Raw genomic sequence first — 25465 nt, 5'->3', positions numbered from 1 at the left:
AAATAAAAGCAGAGGGATGGACTCTGCTTTTCTGTACGATATATAAATACCGAATTTAATTTTGATTCTCTTCAGATAAAATTCCCCCCAGATTCTGGCAGGCATCTTTATAAAGATTGTATTGCTGTTCTACCACTTCATATAAAGGCAGGTCAAAAAGCTCTTCTCCTTGATGATATTGCTCAATATAAGATTCGACCTTGGTTTTGCTGCTGTATAGCATGTGTTGATAATAATCCGTCATACTACTGTGTGGCATTTGCGCTGTATCAATCTTGGCACAATTGAAGTTTCGCAGAAGCTGTTCTGACTTTTTAAGATCATTGGACATACAACCTGCCAGTAACATGCTACTGAGCAATGCCGTTAGGAGTTTCATAGAAAATAGATGAACTTTGATGGGGAGCGCACTATTGTAGAAGTAAATGCGCTATGCAAAAGTAGTTTTATTCAACAACTGGTCAAAAAATAGAAGAATAAAATTCAGAATCTCATTCTTCCTTGGCGATCTTTAACCTTTAACCAGTCCGCCATCGACAATCAAGTTTTGACCTGTCACTGCACGTGAATAAGGTGACAGGAACATCAGAATAGCAGACGCAAATTCTTCAGGTGTAATCACGCGACGTAAAGGAGTGGATTGAGCAATCAGGTCAAAGACAAAGTCAGGCGTTGCTTTACTTGCATCTGTAGTTTGCAGTAATCCGCCTGAAAGCATGTTCACGTTAATCCCATACTGACCCAGGTCTTGCGCAGTAGTTCGGGTAAAGGCCAATAGCGCCGCTTTCCCAGTCGTATAATCATGATAAGGAACGACAGGGTTTTGAACCAGGTTAGTCCCAATATTCACGATACGACCAAAATGTGCCTGTTTCATATCTTCTAATGCAGCTTGCGTCGTATTTAAACAGGCTTGAACTGCTCCACTAAACTGACGGGCCATGCTTTCCCAAGTCAGATCTTCAACTTTAGGTCGCTCATCACCATTAAACTCAAACTGCACCAGCGCATTATTAATAACGGAATGGATGGCTTCTCCAAAATGGGCCTTGCTGGCAGTGAATAAAGCTTGTACCTGATCAGCTTGTGTTACATCTGCCTGACAGGCAAAGATCTGATCAGGATACTGATTTTGCAAAGCTTCAGCTTGGGTTTTGCTGCTATGGTAATTTACTACCACACGTGCACCTTCCTGAATCAGGAGCTGGGTAATGGCTAGTCCCAATCCACGAGCACCACCAGTCACAAGGATAATTTGATCACGAATTTGCATTGCTTATATCCGCCTGAGAATCATTCGGGCTAACATAACAGCAATAGGGCTGAAAGCAAAGTGATGTAAGGTTTTAGAGCTGCTCTATCGCGCAAATGAGTCAATGCCTTCTTTGATCAGGAGAAAGCAGCCCGAGCTGAAGAGCAAGCCTAAGACAATCTGTTTAAAACGTAATTCTGAAATTTGATGAAACAGACGTGCGCCTAAAATAGCGGGAATACTTACAGCTAGAATGAGTACCGCCATATAGGGAAGGTGAGTCTGATTTAAGGTGCCTTGCAGTAAATAGGCGGCCAAGGTAAACACCTGTATGGCAAAATTAAAATGACGCAATATATAGCGCTGCTGTTCTTTCGGTAGTTGTTTCAGCATCAGCCAGGCAGATGGCACAGAACCGCAGAATCCCCCTAAACCTCCTAAAATACCACCGATCAAACCAATGCCTACGTCCGCAGTTTTGCCTGAATGCTGAATCAATTTAACCTGTGGATTAAGCAACATCAGTGGACACCAGATCACGAGAAATATACCAAGCAAAATACGAAAAGTACTCGCCTCAACGATATTCAGTAACCAGGTGCCGAGTGGGACACCGATCAGACCAGCAATTAAATAAGGTAGATATAAGGTTCGGTGCAGATGAGGAAGTCTAGGTTCATTGGATAATGAAATGAGGTGACTCCACACCGAGGCAAAAACCACTAAGGGCGCAGCAAGTTGAGGACTTAATCCCCATACCCAGAATGACATGGCAATTAATGCAAAAGCAAAACCGGTAAGTCCCTGTACAAATCCTGCGATAATTGCACCAAGAATAAAGAGTAGCCAGGTCATAAAAATCAGGATATTGGAAAAGTTTGTAGTATTCAAAATATGGCTAGAAAAACCAAGCAGATCCTTAGCTGTATTTATGCGAATCTAAGTGTAAATATGCATAAATGATTTTTATTAAATCCGAGACAAATCCTTTAATTAAGTATGGAAAATGAACAAAATCATACAAGAGTGCAACAATGGCTCCGCGTACTCTTCATGAAATCACTTGATACTAATTGAGTGCGGTATAGAGGTGATGAAAATGAAAAAAATGATATTACTGTCATCTGTATTGGCAGTAGCGCTAACAGGCTGTGTGGTTGATCCTTGGGATGAAGGTTATCGCGGTCATCATGATCGTAATGGACATTATGATCGGGATCGTGGTGATAAGGACTGGAAAAAACATAAAGATCATCGTGACTGGAAACGTGACAGAGGCGATCGGGATTGGCGTCGTAATCGTTAATCGTTACCTTCCATTTATGAAAAAGGATTCCTTTAAGGAATCCTTTTTTATTTAAGTATTTAATATAAGTAGGTCTTAAGCCGCTTTTTTCTGATACAGCCCTGCGCGTACTGTACCGGCTTTGGTATTTTTAACTAAACGCCATGAACTTGGTAACTTCAATGTACTCAGTTCACGATCGGCTTCTACATAGATAAAACCATCTTCTTTGATCAGTGGATCAGCTTGAGTGGCCAAAGTTTCCCATAGGTCCAGACTATACGGTGGGTCTAGAAAGACCAGATCAAACTGCTGTTTCAGGCTGGTTAATGCTTGTTGTGCTGTCGCAATTTTGAGTTGCGCACGTGCTTTGGTGACTTTGAGTAATTCCAGATTTTGGGTGAGGAATTGTGCCTGAGTACGATCCGGCTCAATCATCACCACTGAAGCTGCACCACGTGATAAAGCTTCAAAGGATAAAGCGCCTGAACCGGTACACAGATCCAAGACACAGGTATTCTGGACATCCCACATTAGCCAGTTAAATAAAGTTTCACGCACACGATCAGGTGTGGGACGTAATCCTTCGATACTGGCAAAAGCCAATTGACGGCGTTTCCAGTCACCACCAATAATTCTAAGTTGGTTTTTCATGAATTATTCCTGATCGTCATTGGCTGCAGGAGCAGAGCGAGAAGTTGCAGGTTGCGGATTGTTTGGCTGTGCATGGGTCGCCTGACTGCCTTCTTGAGTTGGGGTAGCATTCGGGTCTGCACTTAACAGGTTTGGTCCACTTGGCAATTCGCCCGGTTTAATACCTGCTGTCATGAGACCGCCACTAATTTGATGGCCGGCAGGGTGAATCGGATTTTTATCGCGAGACAGTAACCAGTAGTCAAATAACGGTTTAGCCAGTTGCGCAGCAGAACCCCCATGTCGGCCATTTTCCCAGACAACGACTACTGCAATTTCAGGGGCTTCAGCAGGTGCAAAACCAACAAATAGACCATGATCCAGCTGGCGTTCAGTCAGCAGGGCTTCATTATAGCGCTTACCTTGGGCAATACTTTTTACCTGTGCCGTACCGGTTTTACCTGCGATTTGATACATCGGCGTGCGGATTCCGCGACCTGTCCCTGACTGAACCACATCGATCATCGCATCACGCATTTTGATCCAGTCATCTGGTTGACCATTAAAGTCGATTTTACCATTAGGGGCATTATGTACGGTGAAAGGTTTGGCACCTTTACTTTCACGCAGTACGTGAGGCGTAACATGTGAGCCTTGATTTGCTGTAATAGCAGTTGCCATGGCGAGCTGTAATGGTGTGGCGGTAAAGGCACCCTGACCAATACTCACCGAGATGGTTTCACCACGTGACCATTTGGATTTACGGGTACGCATTTTCCATTCCGGACTTGGGTAAAGTCCTGAGCTTTCACTTGGTAAATCGACACCAGTTTTTTCGCCAAAGCCAAACTGGCGCATCCATGTGTTCATTTTTTCAATGCCCATACGGAACGACAAAATGTAGAAGAAGGTATCGCACGAGACCACTTGCGATTTATGCAAGTTGACTACGCCGTGTCCTGACTTTTTCCAGTCGCGGAATTTATGCGAATCGCCCGGAAGTGTGAAATAGCCGGGATCGGAAATTGCTGTATCCCAATCGACCAGGCCATAATGAAGGCCACCCAGGCCAAACATCGGTTTAATGGTCGAACCTGGAGGATAGGCCCCTTGAACAGCACGGTTATAGAGTGGCTGATCCAAACTGTCACGAAGGCCTGAATAGTCTTTGCTACTAATCCCGGTGACAAATAAATTAGGGTTAAAACTTGGACTGGAAACCAGCGCCAGAATTTCACCTGTACGTGGGTCAATCGCGACAATAGCACCACGACGACCGGCCAGTTGTTCAGTGGCAATGGTTTGTAGACCATAATCCAGTGATAAATACAGATCATTACCGCGTACCGGCTCTTTACGGCCTAAGTGACGCAGAACATTACCGAAAGCATCAGCCTCAACAGATTCATTACCCGGCACACCATGTAATAAATCTTCATAGTATTTTTCTACCCCGATTTTCCCGATCAGGTTAGATCCGGCATATAGGTCCTTATCAATTTCTTTGAGTTCTTTGTCATTAATACGGCCAACATAACCAATCACATGCGCGAAGAGTTCACCATGCGGATAATAACGGGTCATCTGCGTTTCAATATTGACGCCCGGAAATAGATATTTCACCTCACTAAAACGGGCAATATCATTTTCATTCAGATTCAGCTTGATTGACACACGCTCAGTTTTACGCGCCGTCTTGATGCGTGCCTGAAAACGTTCAATATCTTCTTCGGTTAATTCCAGAATAGGTGTAAGACGTTTCAGCGTATCATCAATATCCTGCACATCGGCGCGGCTTAAGGTAGCTGTGAAAACAGGATAATTATCGGCAAGTAAAATACCGTTACGATCGTAAATATAACCGCGTGCTGGCGCTAAAGGCTGCAGACGAATACGGTTCTGGTCAGAAGCCGTAGAGAAGGTTTCAAAATTAAAAATTTGCAAATAGGCATAGCGGCTGACCAGCAGCAGCATAAAGAAAACCACAATACCGACAGAGATCCAGACCCGACTGCTATAGATGCGCTTTTCTTGTTGTGCATTTTTTAAAGGAAAGTGCTGCTTCATACGCGATCGACTTAAGGCCAGAGGGAAAGGAATCAAAGTGGAGTATTCTAGCGCAACTGTACGGGATTTGATAATGGAAAACTGGCTATAGCAATTCCTGTGTTTAAACTTTGACTTTGCAGACATGAAAATTGTAAAGTGCTGTGTACAAGAGTTTTAATAATTCTGATAAAGTCAAAATTAAATAAAAATAGGACTCTACCAAAAACTATAATTAAGGAAGATGGTGAAGGAATGAACAAAGTTTACCCTTTGTTGGCATTTGCATTCTTTGCAAATGGGGTATATGCACATGATCAAGTGAATAATACGACAAACAGAACTGAGGATCGTGAGCCTAAAGCATTTAATGTTGGGGTCGGTTTTACCCAGAAACTTATCCATCTAAACACTGAATGGGTGAATCCTTATGGGATTGCTTATGTGAAAGGTGGTGCTTTTCTCAACGATGATCGTACAGTTGGAGCACAAGTTGGCTTTCGTTATCCTGCACACCTCACCGGCAAGGACAAAAATGGTTATTATGTAGGGGCTTATGCCGGTCATATCGATAGCAAACAGGTTGATGGCAAATACGAAAGCCGTTTAGGTGGGGGCATTGATCTGGCGTATGTTTTGCTTAGTTCAGAACGGATCAGCAGTTTTAGTATCGGTATTGGGGCGGGGGAGAAATTACAGGACAGTAATGGTCGCGTTGTAGCCAAAACTGAACCCAGACTACAATTCTCCTATACTTTAAGTATCGGTTTATAGACAAAATATTCAACTTTATTAATACCTGTATTCTGTGAACAAAAAATTAAATATGGAATTTATGCATGCTTGAGTACGTCAATGAATTGTGGCAAGCCTTCTTGAATCGCCCAGATTTTTGGGCAGTGCTCAGCATTATCCCGGTGACCGCATTCGTAACATGGGCTCACGTGTGGATGGCGCTAAAAATGGTGTTTTATCCAATTAATTTTTGGGGTTTTCATGTCGGGCCTGTTCCTGTTGGCTGGCAAGGTATTGTGCCGCGTAAAGCTGGAAGAATCTCAGGAATTATCACGGATAATACCTTGTCTAAATTGGGTTCTATCCAAGAGTTCTTGCAGGCAATGGATCCGGATGATATGGCACGTATTATCGGGGAACAGGTCGGTTTTGAACTGGAACATCTGATTGATGAAGTCATGATGGACCGAAATGCGGTGTTATGGGAAAACTTGCCTTATTCAATCAAGCGCCGTATTTATGCCCAAGCCCATAAACAGCTGCCACAGGTATTAAAAGAATTGGTGACTGAACTGACCATGAACGTCGAGTCACTGGTCGATATGCGCGACATGGTGGTCAGTCAAATGGAAGGCGATCGTCGTTTAATGGTGCGCATGTTCCTGAAAGTCGGACAGAAAGAAATCAACTTTATCTGGCATATCAGTGCCCTGATCGGGATGTTCTTTGGCCTGTTCCAGATGGTGGTCTGGTTTGTGGTGCCATGGCACTGGACCGTACCGTTCTGGGCTGCTATCTGGGGCTTCCTGACTAACTGGATTGCGATCTGGATGGTGTTTAATCCGGTAGAACCGCATTATATTAAATACCCGCAATTCTTTAAGCGTACAGCCGATCATAGATTCCCTTGGATCAAGCCGGTGATTCCAAGAATTGGCACCTATAACATACAAGGCGCATTTATGAAACGTCAGGAGGAAGTCTCTGACGTATTTGCAAGTGTGGTCACAGAAGATCTGATTACGCTAAAATCGATCATGACAGAAATGATGTATGGTGGTAAAAAAGATAAAACCCGCCGTATTGTCAAACGTCATATTAACGAAATTATGGAAACACCGCTGGTTCGGACCTCTTTACAGTTGTCTTTAGGACCAAAAGAGTATGCAAAACTCAAGACAGACTTGATCGATCGCTCGATTGAAATTACGATGGTGCCTGTAAGCGACCCTGCGTTTAATGCGAGCCGTGCACAGAAGATCTATCAAATGTTTAGAGACCGCATACGTGATTTGACGCCTAACGAGTTTCAGAATCTATTACGTCCTGCTTTTCAGGAAGATGAATGGATCTTGATTGTCCTGGGGGGAGTTACCGGTTTTGTTGCGGGTTTAATCCATTTGTTTGTGGCTTTCTTATAATTAGATGCCAAAGAGCAGCACACGTTTTGGTCGTGTGAAGCTGGGTATCTTATACATAGTTAAAAAATGAGGATGTTTATATATGCGCATTATCTTACTCGGACCACCTGGAGCAGGTAAAGGTACACAAGCTCAGTTGATCTGTAAGCGCTACAATATCCCACAAATTTCAACCGGTGATATGCTCCGTGCTGCAATTCGTGAAGGAACTGAATTAGGTCTACAAGCTAAAAGCGTCATGGACAATGGCGGTTTGGTTTCTGATGAATTGATCATTGGTCTGGTCAAAGAGCGTATTGCACAACCTGACTGTGCAAATGGCTGCATCTTTGATGGTTTCCCACGTACGATTCCTCAAGCTGAAGCGCTGGAAAAAGAAGGCATTGCAATTGATCATGTGATTGAAATTGATGTGCCGGATGAAGAAATCGTTCAACGTCTATCTGGTCGTCGTCAACACCCGGCGTCTGGTCGCGTTTATCACATCGTTTACAACCCGCCAAAAGTGGAAGGTAAAGATGATGAAACTGGTGAAGATCTGGTACAACGTCCAGATGACCAGGAAGAAACTATTCGTCGCCGTTTAGGTTCATACCACACTGAAACTGAACAGCTGGTTGGCTTCTATCAAGGCCGTGCAGCTTCAGGCGAAAATGCACCGACTTATGACAAGTTAAACGGTCTACGTCCAATCGAAGAAGTTCAAAAAGATCTTTTCGCGATTCTGGATCAAGCAAAATAATCGGTTTCCGATCATTTTGACTTTCAAAGAGCCCTAAGTCATATTAGGGCTCTTTTTATTGTATTGTTCAAAAGGATCTGCTGTGAAATTTGCTGTATTGGGATTGATGATTGTATTTCTGGCAGTACTGTTTGCGCTGTTCTATGTCAGCTTCAAGATGCTGAAAAAAGTACGTCAGGAAGAACGTGCTGAGAATGTGGGTAAGGTGCCTGAGCGTCAGCTGCATCCCAAATTACAGGCCGAGCTTGAGCAAAAGCGCAAGCAAGAACAGGCTGAGCAAAATAAAAAATAAAAAACTTTTCGAGTACTTAAATTAAAAAGCTGAACCTAGCGTTCAGCTTCAATATTTTTCACCGGAATTGCGCGACCTGCGCCAAATTCAAAACGGTCGGGCCAATTGCAGACATCGGCGACCACACATTCATGACACTTCGGTTTACGTGCGATGCAGCAATAGCGGCCATGTAAAATCAGCCAGTGATGTGAATCAATAATAAATTCTTTTGGAATCACTTTGACCAGACGATGCTCGACCTCAAGCACGTTTTTACCCACCGCCAACCCGGTACGGTTACCAACACGAAAGATATGCGTATCCACAGCCATGGTCGGTTGGCCAAAGGCGGTATTTAGCACCACATTCGCTGTTTTGCGTCCTACACCCGGTAAAGCTTCCAGATCTGCACGATTGTCCGGTACTACGCTGTTATGCTTCTTGATGAGCATTTCACAGGCTTTAATGACGTTCACAGCTTTGGAGTTATACAGGCCAATCGTTTTGATATATTCCTTCAGCCCATCCACGCCGAGTGCATAAATCGCTTCCGGTGTATTGGCGACCGGAAACAGTTTATCGGTGGCTTTATTGACGCTCACATCCGTAGCTTGGGCAGACAGGGTCACTGCAACCAGTAATTCAAATGGACTGGAATAATTCAATTCAGTTTTTGGATTCGGACGCTGCTCACGCAGGCGCTCAAAGAAAGTCTGAATCTGTTTTTTAGTCATGTTTTTTACAGGCTTGGCTGTTACTGTAGTCATGATCTTATCCCTGTAAAGCCTGTAATTGCTGCATCAGTTCTTCAAGTTGCAGACGTTTGCGTGCATCCTCACGGACCGAAAGCTGTTTTTCTAACTTTTTGATTTGTGTACGTAATTTTGCAAGTTCAATCGTGGTTTTGGCATCAAGTGTAACCACTTCATCTGCTGGTTTTTTCACGATTTCAATGGCTGGAACCTGATCGACCTGAGCAGAGAACTGGGCAAATAGGGTAGTATTAATCTCGGCACGAACGACAGGTCCCTTACGGTCGATGCGACGTTTTTCTTCGCGTTGAATATGCGCGTAGTAACGTTTGCGCAAGTCATCCTGTTCAGCAATACGCTGAGTTTCGTTTGGCAAAGGCTGAAGGTCTTCGACCAGATCAATACAGTCTACCGGGCAAGGCGAAATGCAGAGTTCACAGCCGGTACACAAGTCAGTGAGCACAGTATGCATTAATTTACCTGAGCCAATAATCGCATCGACCGGACAGGCACTGATGCATTTGGTACAACCAATACATTCATCTTCACGAATGATGGCTTTCATGCGCTGAGGACGACCATCCGTCTGAATGGGCCAGACACTTTCTTCAGCGGGCAGTTTAGAACGATTTAACAATGTTGCCAGAGCATCAGCGACGGGCTGTCCACCCGGTACACATTTATTGGCATCTTCGCCCTCAGCAATGGATTGAGCATAGGGCAAGCAGCCATCACGATGACCACATAAACCGCACTGGGTTTGGGGCAATAAAGCATCAATAGACTGGACTAGAGAGATCTGCGAATTCATGAATAACCTAGGCTGCTCGGGCTGAGCCTTAGAGTGAATGAAACAAAATATGTCAATTTAACAATTTTAACATGTTTTTAAGGAACTAAGTTATGCACGATTAAAGGTCACTTTGTGCATTATTATCAGGCATAAATTAACAATTAAGCATTGATTCAATTGGCATTTAAGCACACAGAAAAAATATTCATAATCAATATAAATAATTGTTATCAAATTAAATTTAAACTATTTTTCAAAAAAGTATTGTAGATTAGTTACAAAAGATATTTAATATTTTGCGCCAAAATTTAACATTGATTGTAAATTTGACCAATTTTGATCCATTTTCTGCTGAGGATTAAGCGTTGAAATACAACACACTTAATGAGTTCCTAGATTACGTAAAATCACGTGATGCACATCAACCCGAATTTCTTCAAGCTGTAGAAGAAGTGATGACCAGTTTGTGGCCATTCATTGAAAAGAATCCACAATACGCAGCACATGGTTTACTAGAACGTCTAGTTGAACCTGAGCGTGCGATCCAGTTCCGTGTTGCTTGGGTAGATGACCAAGGTCAAACACAGGTTAACCGTGCGTTCCGCGTACAGTACAACTCAGCGATTGGTCCATTCAAAGGTGGTATGCGTTTCCACCCGTCAGTGAACCTTTCTATTTTGAAATTCCTCGGTTTCGAGCAAACTTTCAAAAATGCCCTGACTACATTGCCTATGGGTGGTGGTAAAGGCGGTTCTGATTTTGACCCTAAAGGCAAATCAGAAGGCGAAATCATGCGTTTCTGCCAAGCGTTAATCATCGAGCTTTATCGTCATCTTGGTTCTAATACAGATATCCCAGCGGGTGATATCGGTGTGGGTGGCCGTGAAGTTGGTTACATGGCTGGTATGATGAAAAAACTCAGCAATGACACTTCATGTGTATTCACTGGTAAAGGCCTGACTTTCGGTGGTTCTCTGGCTCGTCCAGAAGCAACTGGTTACGGTACAGTGTATTTCGCTGAAGAGATGCTGAAAACTCGTGGCGAAAGCTTCAAAGATAAAGTGGTAACAATCTCTGGTTCTGGTAACGTTGCCCAGTACGCTGCTGAAAAAGCAATGTTCCTGGGTGCTAAAGTTGTTTCTCTATCTGACTCTGCGGGTACTGTTCACGTTAAAGACGGTTTCACTGAAGAGCTTCTTGCTGAAGTGATGGAACTGAAAAACATTAAACGTGGCCGTATCTCTGAATTTGCATCTAAACACGGTTTTGAATACCTTGAAGGTCAACGTCCTTGGGGTATCAAATGTGATATCGCGCTTCCATGTGCGACTCAAAACGAACTTGATGCGAATGATGCAGCAGCGCTTCTTGCAAACGGCGTAATTTGTGTTGCTGAAGGCGCGAACATGCCTTCTACACTTGAAGCAGTTGAGAAATTCGTTGAAGCGAAAATCCTTTATGCTCCAGGTAAAGCATCTAACGCCGGTGGTGTAGCAACTTCTGGTCTTGAAATGTCTCAAAACGCATTGCGTTTAGGCTGGACTTTCGAAGAAGTTGACGAACGTCTGCATGCGATCATGAAAGAAATTCACCGCAACTGTGTGAAATACGGTACTAAAGAAGACGGTATTGTAAACTATGTAGACGGCGCAAACATCGCTGGCTTCGTAAAAGTTGCTGATGCAATGCTTTCTCAAGGCGTATTCTAAGTCTGACTTAGTTTAAGCTTAAAAAAACCGAGGTGAATGCCTCGGTTTTTTTATGTTCAGATTTTATCTTTAAAGAGTGCCTTTGACTGTTTCACGCTCTACAGCCATGTCGAATATATAGGCATATTTAGACTGGTCAGCTGCCGGATTTTTGATTTCATAACGTTTTACCCGAATAATCTGACGCTCATTCGGTGTATGCTGAAAACCTTCAATCTGATCGTAAAATAAAGTCCAGTCTTTATCTACTTGAGTCTTTAAACCTTTTTCATCATATTTGATTTCTTTCACCTGTAAGCAGGTTTGCTGAGCTACACCCGTACAGGCTTTAGTCTGTGGCGAAACTTCCAGGAAAATGGTTTCTGCCTGACCTTGGTATTTGGTTTCCGGTGTCATTTTTCCGGTAAAGACATATTTTTGACCATCAGCTGTAGTAATACTCAGTTTTGGCTGATTGGCATCACTTAGATCCAGACTAAACGGAATATCACGCTTTTGCAGAAGCTGGCTGATAAAACGTTCCTGTTCCATTAATGGTGCATCACACGCCATCATGGTACCCATCATGTCACCAGTACTCAGGGTATTATCTTTAACAGTCCAGCTCGTGCCAAGGCCATTACAGCCAGAAGCTACACTCAGTCTGCCTTGCTGATCAAAGCTCAGAACAATCGGGCGTTGCAGCCCACGATCAAATTCCCAAGTATAAGCGGGTAAAATTTGTGTAGGCGTTTTTAATGTGGTGGATAGAGTAGAAATAGCTGTATCTCCTGAAGCGGCAGGAAGATGAGAAGATTGACATGCAGTTAAAGCCAAAGGGAATAGGGCAAGCGCAAAAATACTGAATTTCATTGGTTTATATTCTATGTGCTAAAGTTTCAACGTGATTATAATCAAGAGATTAACAAAAAATATGGATACAAAACGTAGCTTTTGCTAACAAAATGTATCCAAATTAAAAAGTCGGATGTTAAATGGTTGAAGTTTACTGTCAGTCAAAACGGTAAATATCCATTCCCAAAGCGCCCATCGTAAAACTGCTATGCACGATACTGAAACGGTTGCCGGTGCCCATGGCAAAGAATAGCGGCGCAAAGTGTTCCAGCGTTGGATGGTTGCGTTTCAGTTGAGGAATGGATTGCCAGTCCAGCACAGCATCAAAATCGCTATGGGTTAATTTATTGGCCACATAGTTGCGGAAGGTCGATGCCCATTCCGGAACTTCATCGCTATTTCCCTGCCAGGACAATTCACGCAAATTATGGGTAATACTGCCTGACCCGATCAGAAAAACCTGCTGCTCACGAAGTGGCGCCAACGTCTGGCCAATCTTGTAAATCTCTTCTGCACTCATCGACATTGGTAAAGAAATTTCAACCACCGGGATGTCTGCTTCTGGATACATATGTAAGAGCGGCATCCAGACGCCATGATCACGTGGACGGGTGCTGTTGGCATGTGCAGAGAACCCGGCATTGGCCAATAAGCCCAAGACTTGCTCAGCCAGCTCTGGATTGCCGGGAGCAGGGTAGCGTAACTCATATAACTCAGGTGGAAAGCCACGGAAGTCATGCCAGGTTTCAGGACGAATACCTGTATTGACTTCCAGAGCTTCACTTTCCCAATGTGCCGACATAACAATAATGGCAGTTGGACGTGGCAGATTCAGGCTTAAACGGTGCAATGCCGGGCCAACCTGCTCAGGATTGAGCGCGAGCATAGGGGAACCATGAGAAATAAATAAGCCGGGCAAAGTCTGTAAGTTCATAAGTCAAACCACATTAATTCAATGTTTTAATCATGCAATAAAAAGAGAAGCAAAGGCAGGGGGAATTGTTCAACAAAACGTTGCATAATCAGAACGCATCAACAGATCAGCCTGCACGGTGATAAGGATGATTATGGTTGATGCTCATGGCGCGATACAGTTGTTCAATCAGCATTACACGGACTAGCGGATGTGGCAAGGTGAGTTTAGACAGGGACCAATGCCAGGCTGCTGCTTTTCGGACTGCTTCAGAATGGCCATCTGGCCCACCAATCGCCAAGGCAATATCATGACCTTCCAGCATCCAGCCTTTCATGGTTTCAGCCAGTTTTTCCGTACTAAACTCACGGCCACCGACTTCTAGTGCAATCAGGACTTCATTCTGTTTTAAGGCATTTAAAATACTGTCACCTTCAATATTCCGGTATTTCATAATATCGGCTTCAGAATCGTTTTTGCCCCGTTTCGCCATGGGCAATTCAACCACCTGAGTCTGTACAAAAGGCTGGATACGTTTGAAATAGTCTTCAAAGCCTGTCAACACCCAAGCCGGCATTTTCTGGCCGATGGTCAAGATACGGATTTTCATAGAACTGGATCAATAATTAGATACTTCATTATAACGATCAAACAACACGAAGTTGAGCTAGGGAAACAAATTGAAATTGAAATCATGAATTTAATGTTGCTTTAATATCCATGATTCAAGTATCCGCTTGATAATAAAGGAATGGATAATAAGAAATGCGGACCAGTTTCATTATTAAAAGATATTGTACTTTTCTACTAATTATTCTCGGTTTAACCAGTTCAGGCATGAGCTTTGCTGCGCCTGCAAATTTTTCCTCCAAACAGGCACAGCCAGAATATCTGGAACTGTTTATCAAACAGATTATCAGTGTGGACGAATACCGGAATTTTAAAAATACCAGTGAATTAAACCGGGTCTCAGCATGGCTCAAAGAACAGATGCGTCTGCTTGGCATCCCATGTCAGTTCCAAAATTATATCGTAAATAGCCTAAGCTATAGAAATGTGGTATGTCAGCTTAATGCTAAAGCCAAAACCAAACTGGTTATTGGTGCGCATTATGATGTCTTTAGTGATCTGTATGGAGCAGATAACAATGCTTCCGGTGTAGCAGGGGTACTGGAAACAGCTCGATTATTGGCCTTACAAAAGTCAAAACTCAAACATAATATCGAGTTTGCTTTCTATACACTGGAGGAGCCACCCTATTTCAAGACTGAACATATGGGAAGCTATCTACATGCCAAAGCATTAAAGGCCCAGAAACAAAAAGTGAAAGGTGTCATTATTCTGGATTCTATTGGTTATTATGATGAAAATCTGGTGCAGACCTATCCGACAGGATTGAAATGGATCTATCCCCGACATGGAAACTTTATTGCTGCGATTGGACATTTGGCATCGGCCGGTTTGACAGGAGATTACTGTGCGTCCATGCAACGTTTCAAGCGTCTGGACTGTCAGCGTTTTGTCAGTCCGGCATTCGCTCAGGACATGAATTTTTCTGGTTATCTGAATTATGCCAAGTTTAACTATTCAACTATGCTGATTACAGACACAGCGCATTATCGTAATCCTTACTACAATACCGAGCAGGATACCTTAGATAAACTGGATCTGACCAAGATGGCTCAGGTCGTGAATGGCTTGGTCGATATGGTGATTCGTCTTTAAAATTAACCTCGCCTAAATACAAAAACACCCTGCCAGAGCAGGGTGTTTTTCAAAGCCTTTAGGTCTTAATGACGTGCAGCTTTAGCTTCTTCACTTGCTTTCACAATTGGTGGTTTCACCAGTGCTTTCGGCATATCGATCAAAGCCAGAGGTAAAATCTCATCAATCGATTTCACAGCTTTGATTTCTAAGCCTTCTTTTACATTTTCAGGAATTTCCGCAAGGTCACGAACGTTTTCCTGTGGAATGAACACCAGTTTAATGCCACCACGGTGCGCAGCAAGCAGTTTCTCTTTCAGGCCACCGATACGCATTGCACGGCCACTTAAGCTGGTTTCACCTGTCATCGCAATATCTGGACGAATCGCAATACCGGTGAATGCAGAAACTAGAGCAGTGGTCAGTGCCAAACCTGCAGATGGACCATCTTTCGGAGTCGCACCTTCTGGTAAATGCACGTGCACATCAGTTTCTTCAAAGCGAGACGCTTCGATACCTAGCTCAGCCGCACGGGTACGAACGACAGTCATGGCAGCGGTAATCGATTCTTTCATTACATCACCAAGTGAACCGGTGGTAATGAATTTACCTTTACCAGGTACTGCTGCAACTTCAATAGTCAGTAACTCACCACCCACTGAAGTCCAAGCCAAGCCATTTACACGGCCGATTTGAGCCTCTTCTTCCGCCATACCGTAGTCAAATTTGTGTGGACCTAAGTAATCTGGAAGATTACCCGCATTCACTTCAACCTGAAGATTTTTAGCTTTCTTGCTAACTGCTTCTTTCACTACCTTACGTGCAATTTTAGACACTTCACGTTCAAGGTTACGAACACCGGCTTCACGAGTATAACGACGCACGATGTCACGAATCGCTTCTTCATGCACAGTCAACTCTTTAGCACGTAAACCATTGTTCTTGATTGCTTTAGGAACAAGGTAACGGTCAGCAATGTTAACTTTCTCTTCTTCGGTATAGCCAGGCAGACGAATCACTTCCATACGGTCCAAGAGGGCTTCAGGAATATTCATGCTGTTGGCAGTACAGATGAACATCACTTCTGACAGGTCAAGGTCCAAATCAAGATAGTGATCATTGAACTTGTTGTTCTGTGATGGATCAAGTACTTCAAGCATCGCAGAAGCTGGATCACCGCGGTAGTCTTGAGCCATCTTGTCAATCTCATCGAGCAAGAACAGCGGGTTTTTCACGCCAACTTTGGTCAATGACTGCACGATCTTACCTGGCATCGCACCAATGTAGGTACGACGGTGACCACGAATTTCTGCTTCGTCACGTACACCACCTAGGGCCATACGGACAAACTCACGGCCAGTCGCTTTGGCAATCGATTCACCCAAGGAAGTTTTACCTACACCTGGAGGACCAACTAGACACAGGATTGGACCGCGTAATTTTTTCACGCGAGACTGAACCGCCAGATATTCCACAATACGGTCTTTGACATCGTCCAGACCATAGTGATCGGCATCCAGGATTTCCTGAGCTTTATTCAAGTTAATGCTAACTTTGCTGGCTTTGTTCCATGGCGTATCTAGAATCACTTCTAGATAGTTGCGAACTACCGCAGCTTCGCTAGAGGCTGGTTGCATTGCTTTGAGTTTACGGAACTCAGATTCCGCTTTTTTACGCACATGCTCAGGCAGATCAGCTTCAGCCAGACGTTTTTCGATTTCCGCAACGTCATCTTCTGCACCGCCATTCATATCGGAAAGCTCGCGCTGAATGACTTTCATTTTTTCATTCAGGAAGTATTCGCGCTGGTTTTTTTCCATCTGGCGTTTAACAGAGTCATGCAAAGTCTGTTCGATCTGCTGTTCTTCAGACTGTTGCAGTAGATAAGTCATCAACTCAGTTAAATGTGCATCGAACTCGTCATATTCCAGGAATTTCTGTTTCACTTCGATATTCAAAGGAACACGGGTCGCTACGAAGAATAACAGTTGCAACAAGTCTTCGATTTTATTCGCAGCTGCAATCAGCTCACGAGCATTACGAAGTTTTGCTTCAGCATACTGAGCGAACAGGGCACGCAGCTCCTGCAAGCGCGTAGCTTGAGTTGTTTCATCGACTGACACAGTCATTGGGCTAAGTTCATGCTCAGCAGTCAAATACTCATTTTCATCAATGATGGTTTTGAGCTTGGCACGATACAGTCCCTCAATCAGGACTTTAATACAGTTTTCATCATTTTCGTGATTCACAACTTGCACAATCTTCGCGACAGTACCGTATTGATATAAGTTGTCGTGATCAATTTCTTCTGTAAGCGAATCTTTTTGCGCAACTACAAATACTAGATTGTCACTGTTACGAGCCACATCAACTGCATTGATCGATTTTTCACGACCGACAAATAGCGCAATTTGCATGTGTGGGTACACCACCACATCACGTAGCGCCAAAAGTGGTAATACACTTGGAACCTGAGGCTCTAAGGTTTCTTGATTCATAATAATTTCAGACATGGGCACTCCTAATGAGTGACAACGGTGTTGCCATGTTTTTAATAGTGATGGGTAATTTAAAAATTACAAGGGCTATAGCGACTAAATTGTATAAAAAATGACTAATTATGTGATTTTAAAGTACTTATGTATTTGGAAATACATTGTTTAACGCTTAAAACGTTGTAAAAGTGTAGGCGTAAGCAGGGCATCTAGAGGCTGGTCCCAAACTTCTCGGGTTAAAGGCTGTGGGATCAGCTGAAAGTCATGTGCTAACCCCAGACGAAAAGGACGGTGCGGTGCTGTTGCCAGCGTACGATCATAATAGCCACCACCCATACCAATTCGGGTGCCATATTGATCACAGGCTAATAGTGGCATAACTAAAAGATCTAGTTTTGAGACATGCAGACCACGTGTAGCCATGGGTTCACGCATTCCCAACCGATGATGAGCAAAACGCTGGGAACGATATTGATTCTGGCTGATTTCTACCCAAGTGAGTTGCTGGTTCATATTGCAAATATTGGGGAGATAAACCCGTTTATGATGCTTAAAGCAGTATTCAATCAGCGCCTGAGTCCGAACCTCACCGAAAGCATCCAGATAAACCCCAACAGATTTGCTTGCATGAAATTCTGGCAAAGTCCGAATCATATTCAGGATACGTTGTTGAGTCTGTTTCTGGGTAAATCGAGAGAGTTGACGGCGCTGTTTACGTAGCTGTTTGCGAAGTTCGGAAAGATTCATCGTCGTCATAAATATGGTCTTCAGGATTTTAGGGCATTAGATTAATAAAATGCCATAGCTTAAATAGAGGGTAGCAACATAGCGAGTATTATAGGCATCAGTATGAATTTTTGATTAAATTTTAAAAATAATGAAACATTTATGATGAATTAATCGAACTATATTTAGATCTAGGCAATTTTTTAAAAGACGAAAAAGGTACGAGTATAGGACGCTAAACCAAGAAAAATGCAATGAATTTAAGATTTAGAAAAGAAGATAAATGATGAAATATTTTGAGAAAAATAGAAGCACTCCGAGGATGCCGCTGCATGTCATTACCCTTGAACCCTAAAGTTCAAGGTGGACGAGACGCATACTTGCTGGGTTTCCCATACCGGATGGGCATACACTCTAAATATGCAGAACTCAATCCTAAGATTTAAATATCGGCTCAGGGGAATCTGACCCGCTGGCGAACATCTCAGAGTTAGACTAAGTATAAACGATAATGTTGATGTGGCAACTCTATGCTGTTCGTGAACTGTAAACAGTTTAGTCGAACGACCGAAGTTTAAACAAAAAACTCGATTATTCAGTTAGTTCTTCAACTTCTTCCAAAATAGTTTGTAACAAACGTTCGCAGTGTGCATATTGTTGCAGGGATTTATTCATCGTCAATACTTCCTGCATCAGTTCCAGTGCCACCATAATGATCAGTTTACTTGGTTCCATACGAGGTGCTTTACGGCGAAATTCATCGTATTTTTCATTGAGTAATTGCGCTGCACGTTGTAGTTCATCCTGCTGATCCGCAGTGGAGGCCAGACGGAAACTGTGACCCAATACCTTTAAGTCGATTGCGATTTGTTCACTCATGATGAAGCTTCCTCAGTCACTTCAGTAGGATGGGCCAATTGCTGAATTTCCTGTGCATTTTGATCCTGGGCTGTTCCCAAAATTGCCAGACGTTGAATAATGGCTTCAACTTTAGCTTTGGCATTTTCATTTTTCTGGGTAAGACGTTCAGATTCCTGATTCAGCCGCTGAATTTCCTGCTGGGCATGACGCTGTTCCAGCAATAACTTTTCTTTCAGCACGCGTAACTCATTGCGTTCAGCCAGAATTTCCTGAAAACGGTTCTTTAGATCAGTACAACTTTTTTCCAGACGGCTATAACGATCTGCCAGTGCTGTAGCATCCTGGTTTAAATGCTGAAACTGGTTACGTGATTCTGTCAGTTGCTGATTGAGATTCTGGATTTCTTGTTGTTTTTGCGCAATAAAGCTATTTTTTTGTTCAATTTGAGTTTCATGTTGCACGCTTGAAGCCTCTTGCTTCTCCCGTAAACTGGTATTCTCACTTTCAAGTTGTGCAAGTCGCGTTTTTAAAACGCCAATATGCACTTGTAGACGCTGTAATTCTTCTAACATATCGAGGTCGCACAGTGTTGCAAACAAAGGTAATATATAAAGCAGTATAGAGATTGGATAAACGAATGCAAGACGATATTTCAGGTTGGTCAGAATGGTACCGCAATTTTTCCTCAATTGAAGAAATTTCTAGCCCAAGCGAACTGCATGGTTTGCTTACCGGAATTGTCTGTGTCACTCAGGCACCTTCAAATGATGAATGGGTACAGATTCTAAAAACGCTAGATGTTCCTGAACTGAACCCTGAAACATTAGAATTGTTAACGGGTGAGGCAGAAGACATATTTCATGCGCTGTCTGAAGATGAGCTGGATTATCTGCCATTACTACCAGATGATGAGCATAGCTTGGCTGAACGCGTTCAGGCATTGGCTGACTGGTGTGCAGGCGTAGTGCTTGGTTTCGGTCTGGCTTCAGGGCATATCCGCAATGATGAAATGGAACTGATTGAACATTTACAAGATGTTGCAGCAGTCGAGTTTGAAGATTCTGATGACGATGCCGAAGGCGAAGAAAGCTATCAGGAGCTGTATGAGTTTGTTCGTCTGATTCCGGTAAGCCTGTCCGTCGGCCGTAAGAAATTAGAAGTTGAAGAAACACCTTTATTGCAGAAATTCACGCAAAAAGCACCTACTCCAGCTTCTGCAACTGAAGCGCAATCTGTAGTTGAAATTTTCTCGCCGAAACGTCCGAGTTAAGTTCAAGCGGTTCTAAACACAAATTAAAAAACGGTTCTGAAAACCGGCATATTTTTTGCTGATCCTTCTCATGATGATAGTAAATTAATCTGACCTGTTTTCAGGAACAAATTTTAAATAACAGTAGCAATTGATAAGAAGTAAGGTGTAATGAAGAAACTGACTCAAGCCGATTTTCAGGAACGTCGTGACATCCTCGCAGGGGAAATGGGATTACGTAGTATCGCGATTATTGCCACCAGCCCGGTTGCCCTGCGTAACCGTGATGCAGATTATAAATACCGCGCGGACAGCAGTTTCTTTTACCTGACCGGATTTGCTGAGCCTGAAGCAGTTGCAGTCATTGAAACTTTCGATACTGAAGAAGAAGGCTATACCTATAGCCTGTTCTGCCGTGAACGTGATCGTGAAATGGAAATCTGGAACGGCTACCGTGCCGGAGTAGATGGCGCCGTTGATGATTATGAAGCAGACGAAGCTTATGCGATTGATCTACTGGATGAGGAAATCCTCACCAAGCTTCAGAACAAAGACAAGCTTTTCTACCGGATTGGACACAATGCCGAATTTGATGCACGTGTAGCCAAATGGATCGTAACAGCCAGTGGTGAAAGCCGCCGTGGTACTTCTGCACCGGCACAGATCATGCAGCTGGATCGTATCATTGATGAAATGCGTCTGCATAAAGATGAAAATGAAATTGAACTGATGCAGCTTGCATCAGATATTTCTGCAGAAGCGCATACACTGGCTATGCAGAAAGTTCGTCCAGGCATGATGGAATATGCTTTAGAAGCAGAATTAAATTATGTTTTTGGTAAAAATGGCTGTGTACCATCGTACAACAGTATTGTTGGTGGCGGTGAAAATGCCTGTATTCTGCATTATGTAGAGAATGACAAAGAACTGAAAGATGGTGATCTGGTTCTGATTGATGCTGCATGTGAATATCAGTTTTATGCTTCGGACATTACCCGTACTTTCCCGGTGAATGGTAAATTCAGTCCGGAACAAAAAGCTTTATATAATGTCGTACTGGATGCACAGATTGCTGCCATCAATGCAGTTCAAATCGGGAACTCTTATAAAGAGCCGCATAATGTGGCGGTTCGCATTCTGGTTCAAGGTTTACTTGATCTGGGGATTATGCAGGGAGATCTTGAAGAAATTATCCAGACGGAAAGTTTCCGCCAGTTCTATATGCACGGTACTGGACATTGGCTGGGTATGGATGTACATGATGTAGGTACTTATAAAGCCAACGGTGAATGGCGTGCATATGAAGAAGGTATGGTCGTGACAGTTGAGCCGGGTCTTTATATTGCGCCAGATGATGAAACTGTAGATGTTAAATGGCGTGGTATCGGAATCCGGATTGAAGATGATGTGGTTGCTACCAAAAATGGCCCACTAGTGCTAACTGCAAAAGTTGTGAAAACCGTGGAAGATATTGAAGCCTTAATGGCCAAAGCCCATGCTGCTTAAATGAAAGATATAAAAAAGCCGGTGATCTCACCGGCTTTTTTATATAGTAGAAAGTTAAAAATGTATTCGTGAATGATAGTAATTTTTTAATTTATTGATATTAAAATGAATATTTATAAAATTTTAAGAAAAAATGGATTAATTTCTTAGGCAATAAGTTATCCAATGGCTACATAAAACAAAGATACTATCAAGAAACATGCAAGACTTTTACTTACGTTAATCGCGACTTATTCAAATAAAATTAACTTTGTTAAAATTGAGAATTATAAGATGACAGGAATTCAACACAGCAATTGAGTTTTTAGCATCAAAGCAACATATTAATTCCGATTTCGTTCTCATACTTGACCTGTTCCTTAAATAAACTCAAAGAAGAGCAGGAGAAAAATGATGAGACTAAATACGCTTGACTGGATTGCTTATGCTTTAGCGATTATTGGTGGCATCAACTGGGGGCTGGTTGGTGCGTTTAACTTTGATTTAGTCGCTGCCATCTTTGGTGAAATGAGTGCACTATCTCGAATTATCTATGTATTGGTTGGTTTGTCTGCCTTGTATCTGATCTATACTGGTACAAAATTGGGTCGACGTGATGTACATCATGAGTCTCAAGCTCGAGTAGTACGTTAACTGACTAAAAGTTAATTGAAGTCATTTATATTTTTTTAATTAACTGATTTCTATAACAGATTAGTTAATCTAAAAGATATAAAGGACATTTAACAGAAACGGAGCTTAAGCTCCGTTTTCCATTTGTAAATTAGTCAACCTATATAAAATTTTAAATCGATAAAAACCGTATAAAGTGATCAAAAAATCTCTATAAGTTTTTTCTATCGACCGGATAAAAATACCTAAAGAAGTTAAATGGTTCTTTGCCTAATTTAATTAACCTTTTTTCTAAAACTAGATACGTAATAGAGCCTGCCAAGATCGAAGAGGTAATAAGTATAGAGCTAAATAGGTAAGGGTTTAATATATTGAGTTTGTTTAAAACCATAGCAACTGGGCTTAAAGTAAAAGGATGAATCAAATATAAAGAGTAAGATGAATCTCCAAGATGATTAAAGAATCTTAAAATTAGTGATTTAGTTTCTGTGATTAAGTCTTCTAAAGCTACGCATCCAACAAAAATGAAAAACATTGGGATCCCGATTTTTAATGATCTCAAGGTGATGAAATCAGGTAGTTTATAAAAGTTTTGATAGACTAATAGGGAAGCACCGACAAGAATCATAAATATAGACATTAATCGGGAAAGACTAGTATTTTTTATAATGATAAATGCCAGAACGCCTAAAGCGAATTCAAGCAAAAGATTATGGGTTAAAAACATCAGAAATTCAGATTTTGGTTGGAGTATTAAACCTATAGCCACAACAACTGAAAAATATAGAATGATAAAAAGATATTTATATAAGTCTTTTAATAAAAAGATTAGGAAAAAAGAAAATATAAAATAATAATAAAATTCGTAGCTTAAAGTCCATCCATTATTAATTAAAAATTTACTGCCATTCGGAATTAAAAAGAAAGATTCGAAAATTCCTGTTTCACCACCGGATGAATTTATAAGATTTGGAGAAATCAGAAATACAATTAAAGCAAAAAAACTGAGAACCCAATAAAGAGGAATGATTCGGATGAATCGGTTTCTCATGAAATTTAGAAAATTAACTTTTTTATTATATGTTGTATAACACATAATAAAGCCAGATATTATGAAAAATAAATCAACGCCAGAACCACCTATGTGATACCACTGAAGTGTATCAACACTGTATTGTTGTCCTTTAAAGGAGGTATGACTTATAACTACCATTAAGGCAGCAATCCCCCTAAGAAATTGCACTGAATAAAGCATAGTTATTATTTTATTAAAGTATTTAATTTAAACTACCATACTCAATGTTTGTTTAACAAATATACCTAGTGAAAGACCGTGAATATTACTAATTATTTAATCTAAAATCATTACGGTTGGTTTTATATAAAAGTAGCCGTATTTTACGGGAACTCAAATATTCACTAGAGTTTAGAAACTGGTAAAAAATGAATTTTTTATTAATTATTATTATTTATTAACCGGCTTAAAATATGTTTCAAAATTTTAATAAAAAGTAAAAGTATTCAGCTTAATAAAAGAAATTCCAGAAACCATTGATGAATTAATTCAAAGATCACGTATACATTATTAACTTCACACCAAAATTTGGGAATTTTCTATAAGTAGATGAAAGATATAGGTAGTAGTGATTGCTAAGATTTCTGTTTAGAAACTTCAGTATCATCTTCAAATTTTTAATCATTAAATAATAAAAAACCCCGGCATCCTGCCGGGGTTTTTCGTATTGGTTAGCTTGGTATAACTCCTGTCGTACCTTACTGTCCTTGTGCTTATCTATTGTTATTCTTATGTGGAACTCCTTGTTCCTGATGTAATCATCATATGAAAATTCATTTAACTAAAATAGGGGTAAAGGACTTGAATAGCTGTAAGTCAAAGAGTACAAGATTGATTATTAAATAAGCATGTTTTTGTATCATTTAGAAATTAAAAACAATTACCTTTTAAAAATATTATAAGAAGAGAGGTGTAAGAAAGTACATACTTAATAAGTTGCTTGAGCTCGACTTAGACTGTCGTTTCTAAATTAAACATCGCGACTTTAATCCGTTCCTTCATCTTTGCTATCGTATTCGTAGCACTTGCACTATTGATTGAGAACAAATCGCTGATTTACATTTTTGCTGGCTTGCTGATGTTCTGGCAAAGATAACTGGTGCTCAAATTACATGAGCATTTAGAAAGTAAAAAACTGATACTTGATGGCAGATCTCAAATAGCAAAATTTTGAAGCTTTTTAATATAGAAATATTTGGAAAATGCGTGTTAAAAGCAAGTAGCTGAATTTATATAAAAATTTATTTTATTTTTCAAGTTATTTTACTATTCGATAAATTATTTTGTATCTGATCATAGAAAATTTTTATAAAATCAGTTATATATATTAAACAGAAAAATATTGAGTAATGTACATAATCTAAAATATTGAGGTAGACAATGAGCGACGCAAGACTTTTATATGTTAGTAAGTTGTATGATTGCGAAGATCCAATGAATGATCTATTCAATATTCTGACAGAAGCGTTGAATTTCAATTCACGTAATGCGATTTTTGGGGCTCTGTATTATGGAAATGGTTACTTTGTTCAATGTCTGGAAGGAGATAGGAACAAGATTGAAGATCTGTTCTATAAAAAAATCTTGAAAGATCCTCGACATAAAAATTGTGAAGTTCTGTATTTTGAAGATGTGAATGACCGTCTCTTCTCAGACTGGCATATGAAATATGCCAATATCCATCAGGATATTCTTGGATTCTTTGCCGAACATAATCTGGATGAATTCAATCCTTATACCTTGAATGCCGAGACCATTCCTCAATTTATACAGATATTGGCAAGTTTGAATGACCATGCCTATACATTGAAAGCAAGTTAATCCTTACATCATCATGCGATATAAGCT

General features: G+C 41.4%; 26 protein-coding genes and 1 other RNA gene. 11 read left to right on the top strand and 16 right to left on the bottom strand.

The genetic code is table 11. The annotated features are described in order from the left end of the window. Positions 1-55: 55 nt before the first annotated feature. The 3 genes from FTU03_RS03735 to FTU03_RS03725 all read right to left on the bottom strand — a co-directional run bounded on the left by FTU03_RS03735 (position 56) and on the right by FTU03_RS03725 (position 2107). Positions 56-379, bottom strand: a complete 324-nt coding sequence (locus FTU03_RS03735; protein ID WP_125278719.1) for a hypothetical protein — start codon at positions 377-379, stop codon at positions 56-58. A 132-nt stretch (positions 380-511) separates the two neighbouring features. Beyond that, positions 512-1273, bottom strand: a complete 762-nt coding sequence (locus tag FTU03_RS03730) for a 3-oxoacyl-ACP reductase (protein ID WP_179992091.1) — start codon at positions 1271-1273, stop codon at positions 512-514. Between the two features lie 84 nt (positions 1274-1357). Beyond that, positions 1358-2107 (bottom strand): sulfite exporter TauE/SafE family protein, encoded by a 750-nt coding sequence (locus FTU03_RS03725; RefSeq protein WP_166136933.1) that lies wholly within the window; start codon positions 2105-2107, stop codon positions 1358-1360. Between the two features lie 244 nt (positions 2108-2351). On the opposite strand from FTU03_RS03725, the gene FTU03_RS03720 reads away from it, so the two are divergent. Then, positions 2352-2558 carry a hypothetical protein gene (locus FTU03_RS03720; protein WP_004782913.1) on the top strand — a complete coding sequence of 69 codons (207 nt, stop codon included), beginning with the start codon at positions 2352-2354 and terminating at the stop codon, positions 2556-2558. Between the two features lie 75 nt (positions 2559-2633). Here FTU03_RS03720 and rsmD read toward each other — a convergent pair whose 3' ends face one another. Together rsmD and mrdA are read right to left on the bottom strand one after the other, a co-directional pair. Then, a complete protein-coding gene (gene rsmD / locus FTU03_RS03715; RefSeq protein WP_179992090.1) occupies positions 2634-3191 on the bottom strand; it encodes a 16S rRNA (guanine(966)-N(2))-methyltransferase RsmD in 558 nt (185 codons plus the stop codon). A 3-nt stretch (positions 3192-3194) separates the two neighbouring features. After that, a complete protein-coding gene (gene mrdA, locus FTU03_RS03710; protein ID WP_179992089.1) occupies positions 3195-5237 on the bottom strand; it encodes a penicillin-binding protein 2 in 2043 nt (680 codons plus the stop codon). A 234-nt stretch (positions 5238-5471) separates the two neighbouring features. Between mrdA and FTU03_RS03705 the strand changes: the two genes are divergently transcribed. The 4 genes from FTU03_RS03705 to FTU03_RS03690 all read left to right on the top strand — a co-directional run bounded on the left by FTU03_RS03705 (position 5472) and on the right by FTU03_RS03690 (position 8406). Further along, positions 5472-5990, top strand: coding sequence for a hypothetical protein (locus FTU03_RS03705; protein WP_034170492.1), 519 nt, complete (start codon positions 5472-5474; stop codon positions 5988-5990). 65 nt (positions 5991-6055) lie between these two features. Beyond that, entirely contained in the window at positions 6056-7372 is a 1317-nt protein-coding gene (locus tag FTU03_RS03700) for a membrane protein (RefSeq protein WP_034170491.1), read from the top strand. A gap of 82 nt (positions 7373-7454) precedes the next feature. Then, positions 7455-8114, top strand: coding sequence for an adenylate kinase (gene adk, locus FTU03_RS03695; RefSeq protein WP_004782907.1), 660 nt, complete (start codon positions 7455-7457; stop codon positions 8112-8114). 82 nt (positions 8115-8196) lie between these two features. Continuing rightward, entirely contained in the window at positions 8197-8406 is a 210-nt protein-coding gene (locus FTU03_RS03690) for a hypothetical protein (protein ID WP_004782905.1), read from the top strand. A gap of 35 nt (positions 8407-8441) precedes the next feature. Here the strand turns inward: FTU03_RS03690 and nth are convergent, their stop codons facing one another. Then, the gene (gene nth / locus FTU03_RS03685; RefSeq protein ID WP_034703692.1) at positions 8442-9155 is read right to left on the bottom strand and encodes an endonuclease III; all 714 of its coding nucleotides are present in this window, start codon (positions 9153-9155) and stop codon (positions 8442-8444) included. Between the two features lie 4 nt (positions 9156-9159). After that, positions 9160-9951 (bottom strand): RnfABCDGE type electron transport complex subunit B, encoded by a 792-nt coding sequence (locus tag FTU03_RS03680; RefSeq protein WP_179992088.1) that lies wholly within the window; start codon positions 9949-9951, stop codon positions 9160-9162. A 347-nt stretch (positions 9952-10298) separates the two neighbouring features. On the opposite strand from FTU03_RS03680, the gene gdhA reads away from it, so the two are divergent. Next, entirely contained in the window at positions 10299-11642 is a 1344-nt protein-coding gene (gene gdhA / locus FTU03_RS03675) for an NADP-specific glutamate dehydrogenase (protein ID WP_179992087.1), read from the top strand. A 69-nt stretch (positions 11643-11711) separates the two neighbouring features. Here gdhA and FTU03_RS03670 read toward each other — a convergent pair whose 3' ends face one another. The 3 genes from FTU03_RS03670 to rlmH all read right to left on the bottom strand — a co-directional run bounded on the left by FTU03_RS03670 (position 11712) and on the right by rlmH (position 13999). Beyond that, a complete protein-coding gene (locus tag FTU03_RS03670; protein WP_179992086.1) occupies positions 11712-12494 on the bottom strand; it encodes an META and DUF4377 domain-containing protein in 783 nt (260 codons plus the stop codon). A gap of 139 nt (positions 12495-12633) precedes the next feature. Then, positions 12634-13410, bottom strand: a complete 777-nt coding sequence (locus FTU03_RS03665; protein ID WP_004782897.1) for a dioxygenase — start codon at positions 13408-13410, stop codon at positions 12634-12636. Positions 13411-13516: 106 nt separating this feature from the next. Continuing rightward, entirely contained in the window at positions 13517-13999 is a 483-nt protein-coding gene (gene rlmH, locus FTU03_RS03660; RefSeq protein ID WP_179992085.1) for a 23S rRNA (pseudouridine(1915)-N(3))-methyltransferase RlmH, read from the bottom strand. A 155-nt stretch (positions 14000-14154) separates the two neighbouring features. On the opposite strand from rlmH, the gene FTU03_RS03655 reads away from it, so the two are divergent. Continuing rightward, complete coding sequence (locus FTU03_RS03655) at positions 14155-15114, top strand: M28 family peptidase (RefSeq protein WP_179992084.1); 960 nt, start codon at positions 14155-14157, stop codon at positions 15112-15114. A 65-nt stretch (positions 15115-15179) separates the two neighbouring features. Here the strand turns inward: FTU03_RS03655 and lon are convergent, their stop codons facing one another. The 5 genes from lon to FTU03_RS03630 all read right to left on the bottom strand — a co-directional run bounded on the left by lon (position 15180) and on the right by FTU03_RS03630 (position 19747). Beyond that, entirely contained in the window at positions 15180-17606 is a 2427-nt protein-coding gene (lon, locus tag FTU03_RS03650; RefSeq protein WP_034703702.1) for an endopeptidase La, read from the bottom strand. Positions 17607-17753: 147 nt separating this feature from the next. Beyond that, a complete protein-coding gene (locus tag FTU03_RS03645) occupies positions 17754-18335 on the bottom strand; it encodes a 5-formyltetrahydrofolate cyclo-ligase (protein ID WP_159123362.1) in 582 nt (193 codons plus the stop codon). Positions 18336-18623: 288 nt separating this feature from the next. Further along, positions 18624-18808: non-coding RNA, 6S RNA (gene ssrS / locus FTU03_RS03640), on the bottom strand. 97 nt (positions 18809-18905) lie between these two features. Next, entirely contained in the window at positions 18906-19193 is a 288-nt protein-coding gene (locus tag FTU03_RS03635; protein ID WP_005234746.1) for a cell division protein ZapA, read from the bottom strand. Next, on the bottom strand, positions 19190-19747 hold the full coding sequence (locus FTU03_RS03630; RefSeq protein ID WP_004782884.1) for a hypothetical protein: 558 nt from the start codon (positions 19745-19747) through the stop codon (positions 19190-19192). The genes FTU03_RS03635 and FTU03_RS03630 overlap by 4 nt, the downstream gene beginning before the upstream one ends. A gap of 65 nt (positions 19748-19812) precedes the next feature. Between FTU03_RS03630 and FTU03_RS03625 the strand changes: the two genes are divergently transcribed. From FTU03_RS03625 to FTU03_RS03615, 3 genes are all read left to right on the top strand, one after another. Beyond that, on the top strand, positions 19813-20445 hold the full coding sequence (locus FTU03_RS03625; protein WP_179992083.1) for a UPF0149 family protein: 633 nt from the start codon (positions 19813-19815) through the stop codon (positions 20443-20445). Between the two features lie 150 nt (positions 20446-20595). After that, on the top strand, positions 20596-21930 hold the full coding sequence (gene pepP / locus FTU03_RS03620) for a Xaa-Pro aminopeptidase (RefSeq protein WP_179992082.1): 1335 nt from the start codon (positions 20596-20598) through the stop codon (positions 21928-21930). A gap of 393 nt (positions 21931-22323) precedes the next feature. Further along, positions 22324-22563, top strand: a complete 240-nt coding sequence (locus tag FTU03_RS03615) for a DUF378 domain-containing protein (RefSeq protein ID WP_034703714.1) — start codon at positions 22324-22326, stop codon at positions 22561-22563. A 190-nt stretch (positions 22564-22753) separates the two neighbouring features. Here the strand turns inward: FTU03_RS03615 and FTU03_RS03610 are convergent, their stop codons facing one another. Next, entirely contained in the window at positions 22754-23797 is a 1044-nt protein-coding gene (locus FTU03_RS03610; protein WP_257218392.1) for an acyltransferase, read from the bottom strand. A gap of 1200 nt (positions 23798-24997) precedes the next feature. On the opposite strand from FTU03_RS03610, the gene FTU03_RS03605 reads away from it, so the two are divergent. Further along, positions 24998-25438 (top strand): BLUF domain-containing protein, encoded by a 441-nt coding sequence (locus FTU03_RS03605; RefSeq protein WP_004782875.1) that lies wholly within the window; start codon positions 24998-25000, stop codon positions 25436-25438. Positions 25439-25465 lie beyond the last annotated feature (27 nt).

It is taken from the genome of Acinetobacter sp. YH12046 (assembly GCF_013419905.1).
Taxonomy (GTDB): Bacteria; Pseudomonadota; Gammaproteobacteria; order Pseudomonadales; family Moraxellaceae; genus Acinetobacter.
This window is presented reverse-complemented; position numbering and strand designations above follow the sequence as displayed.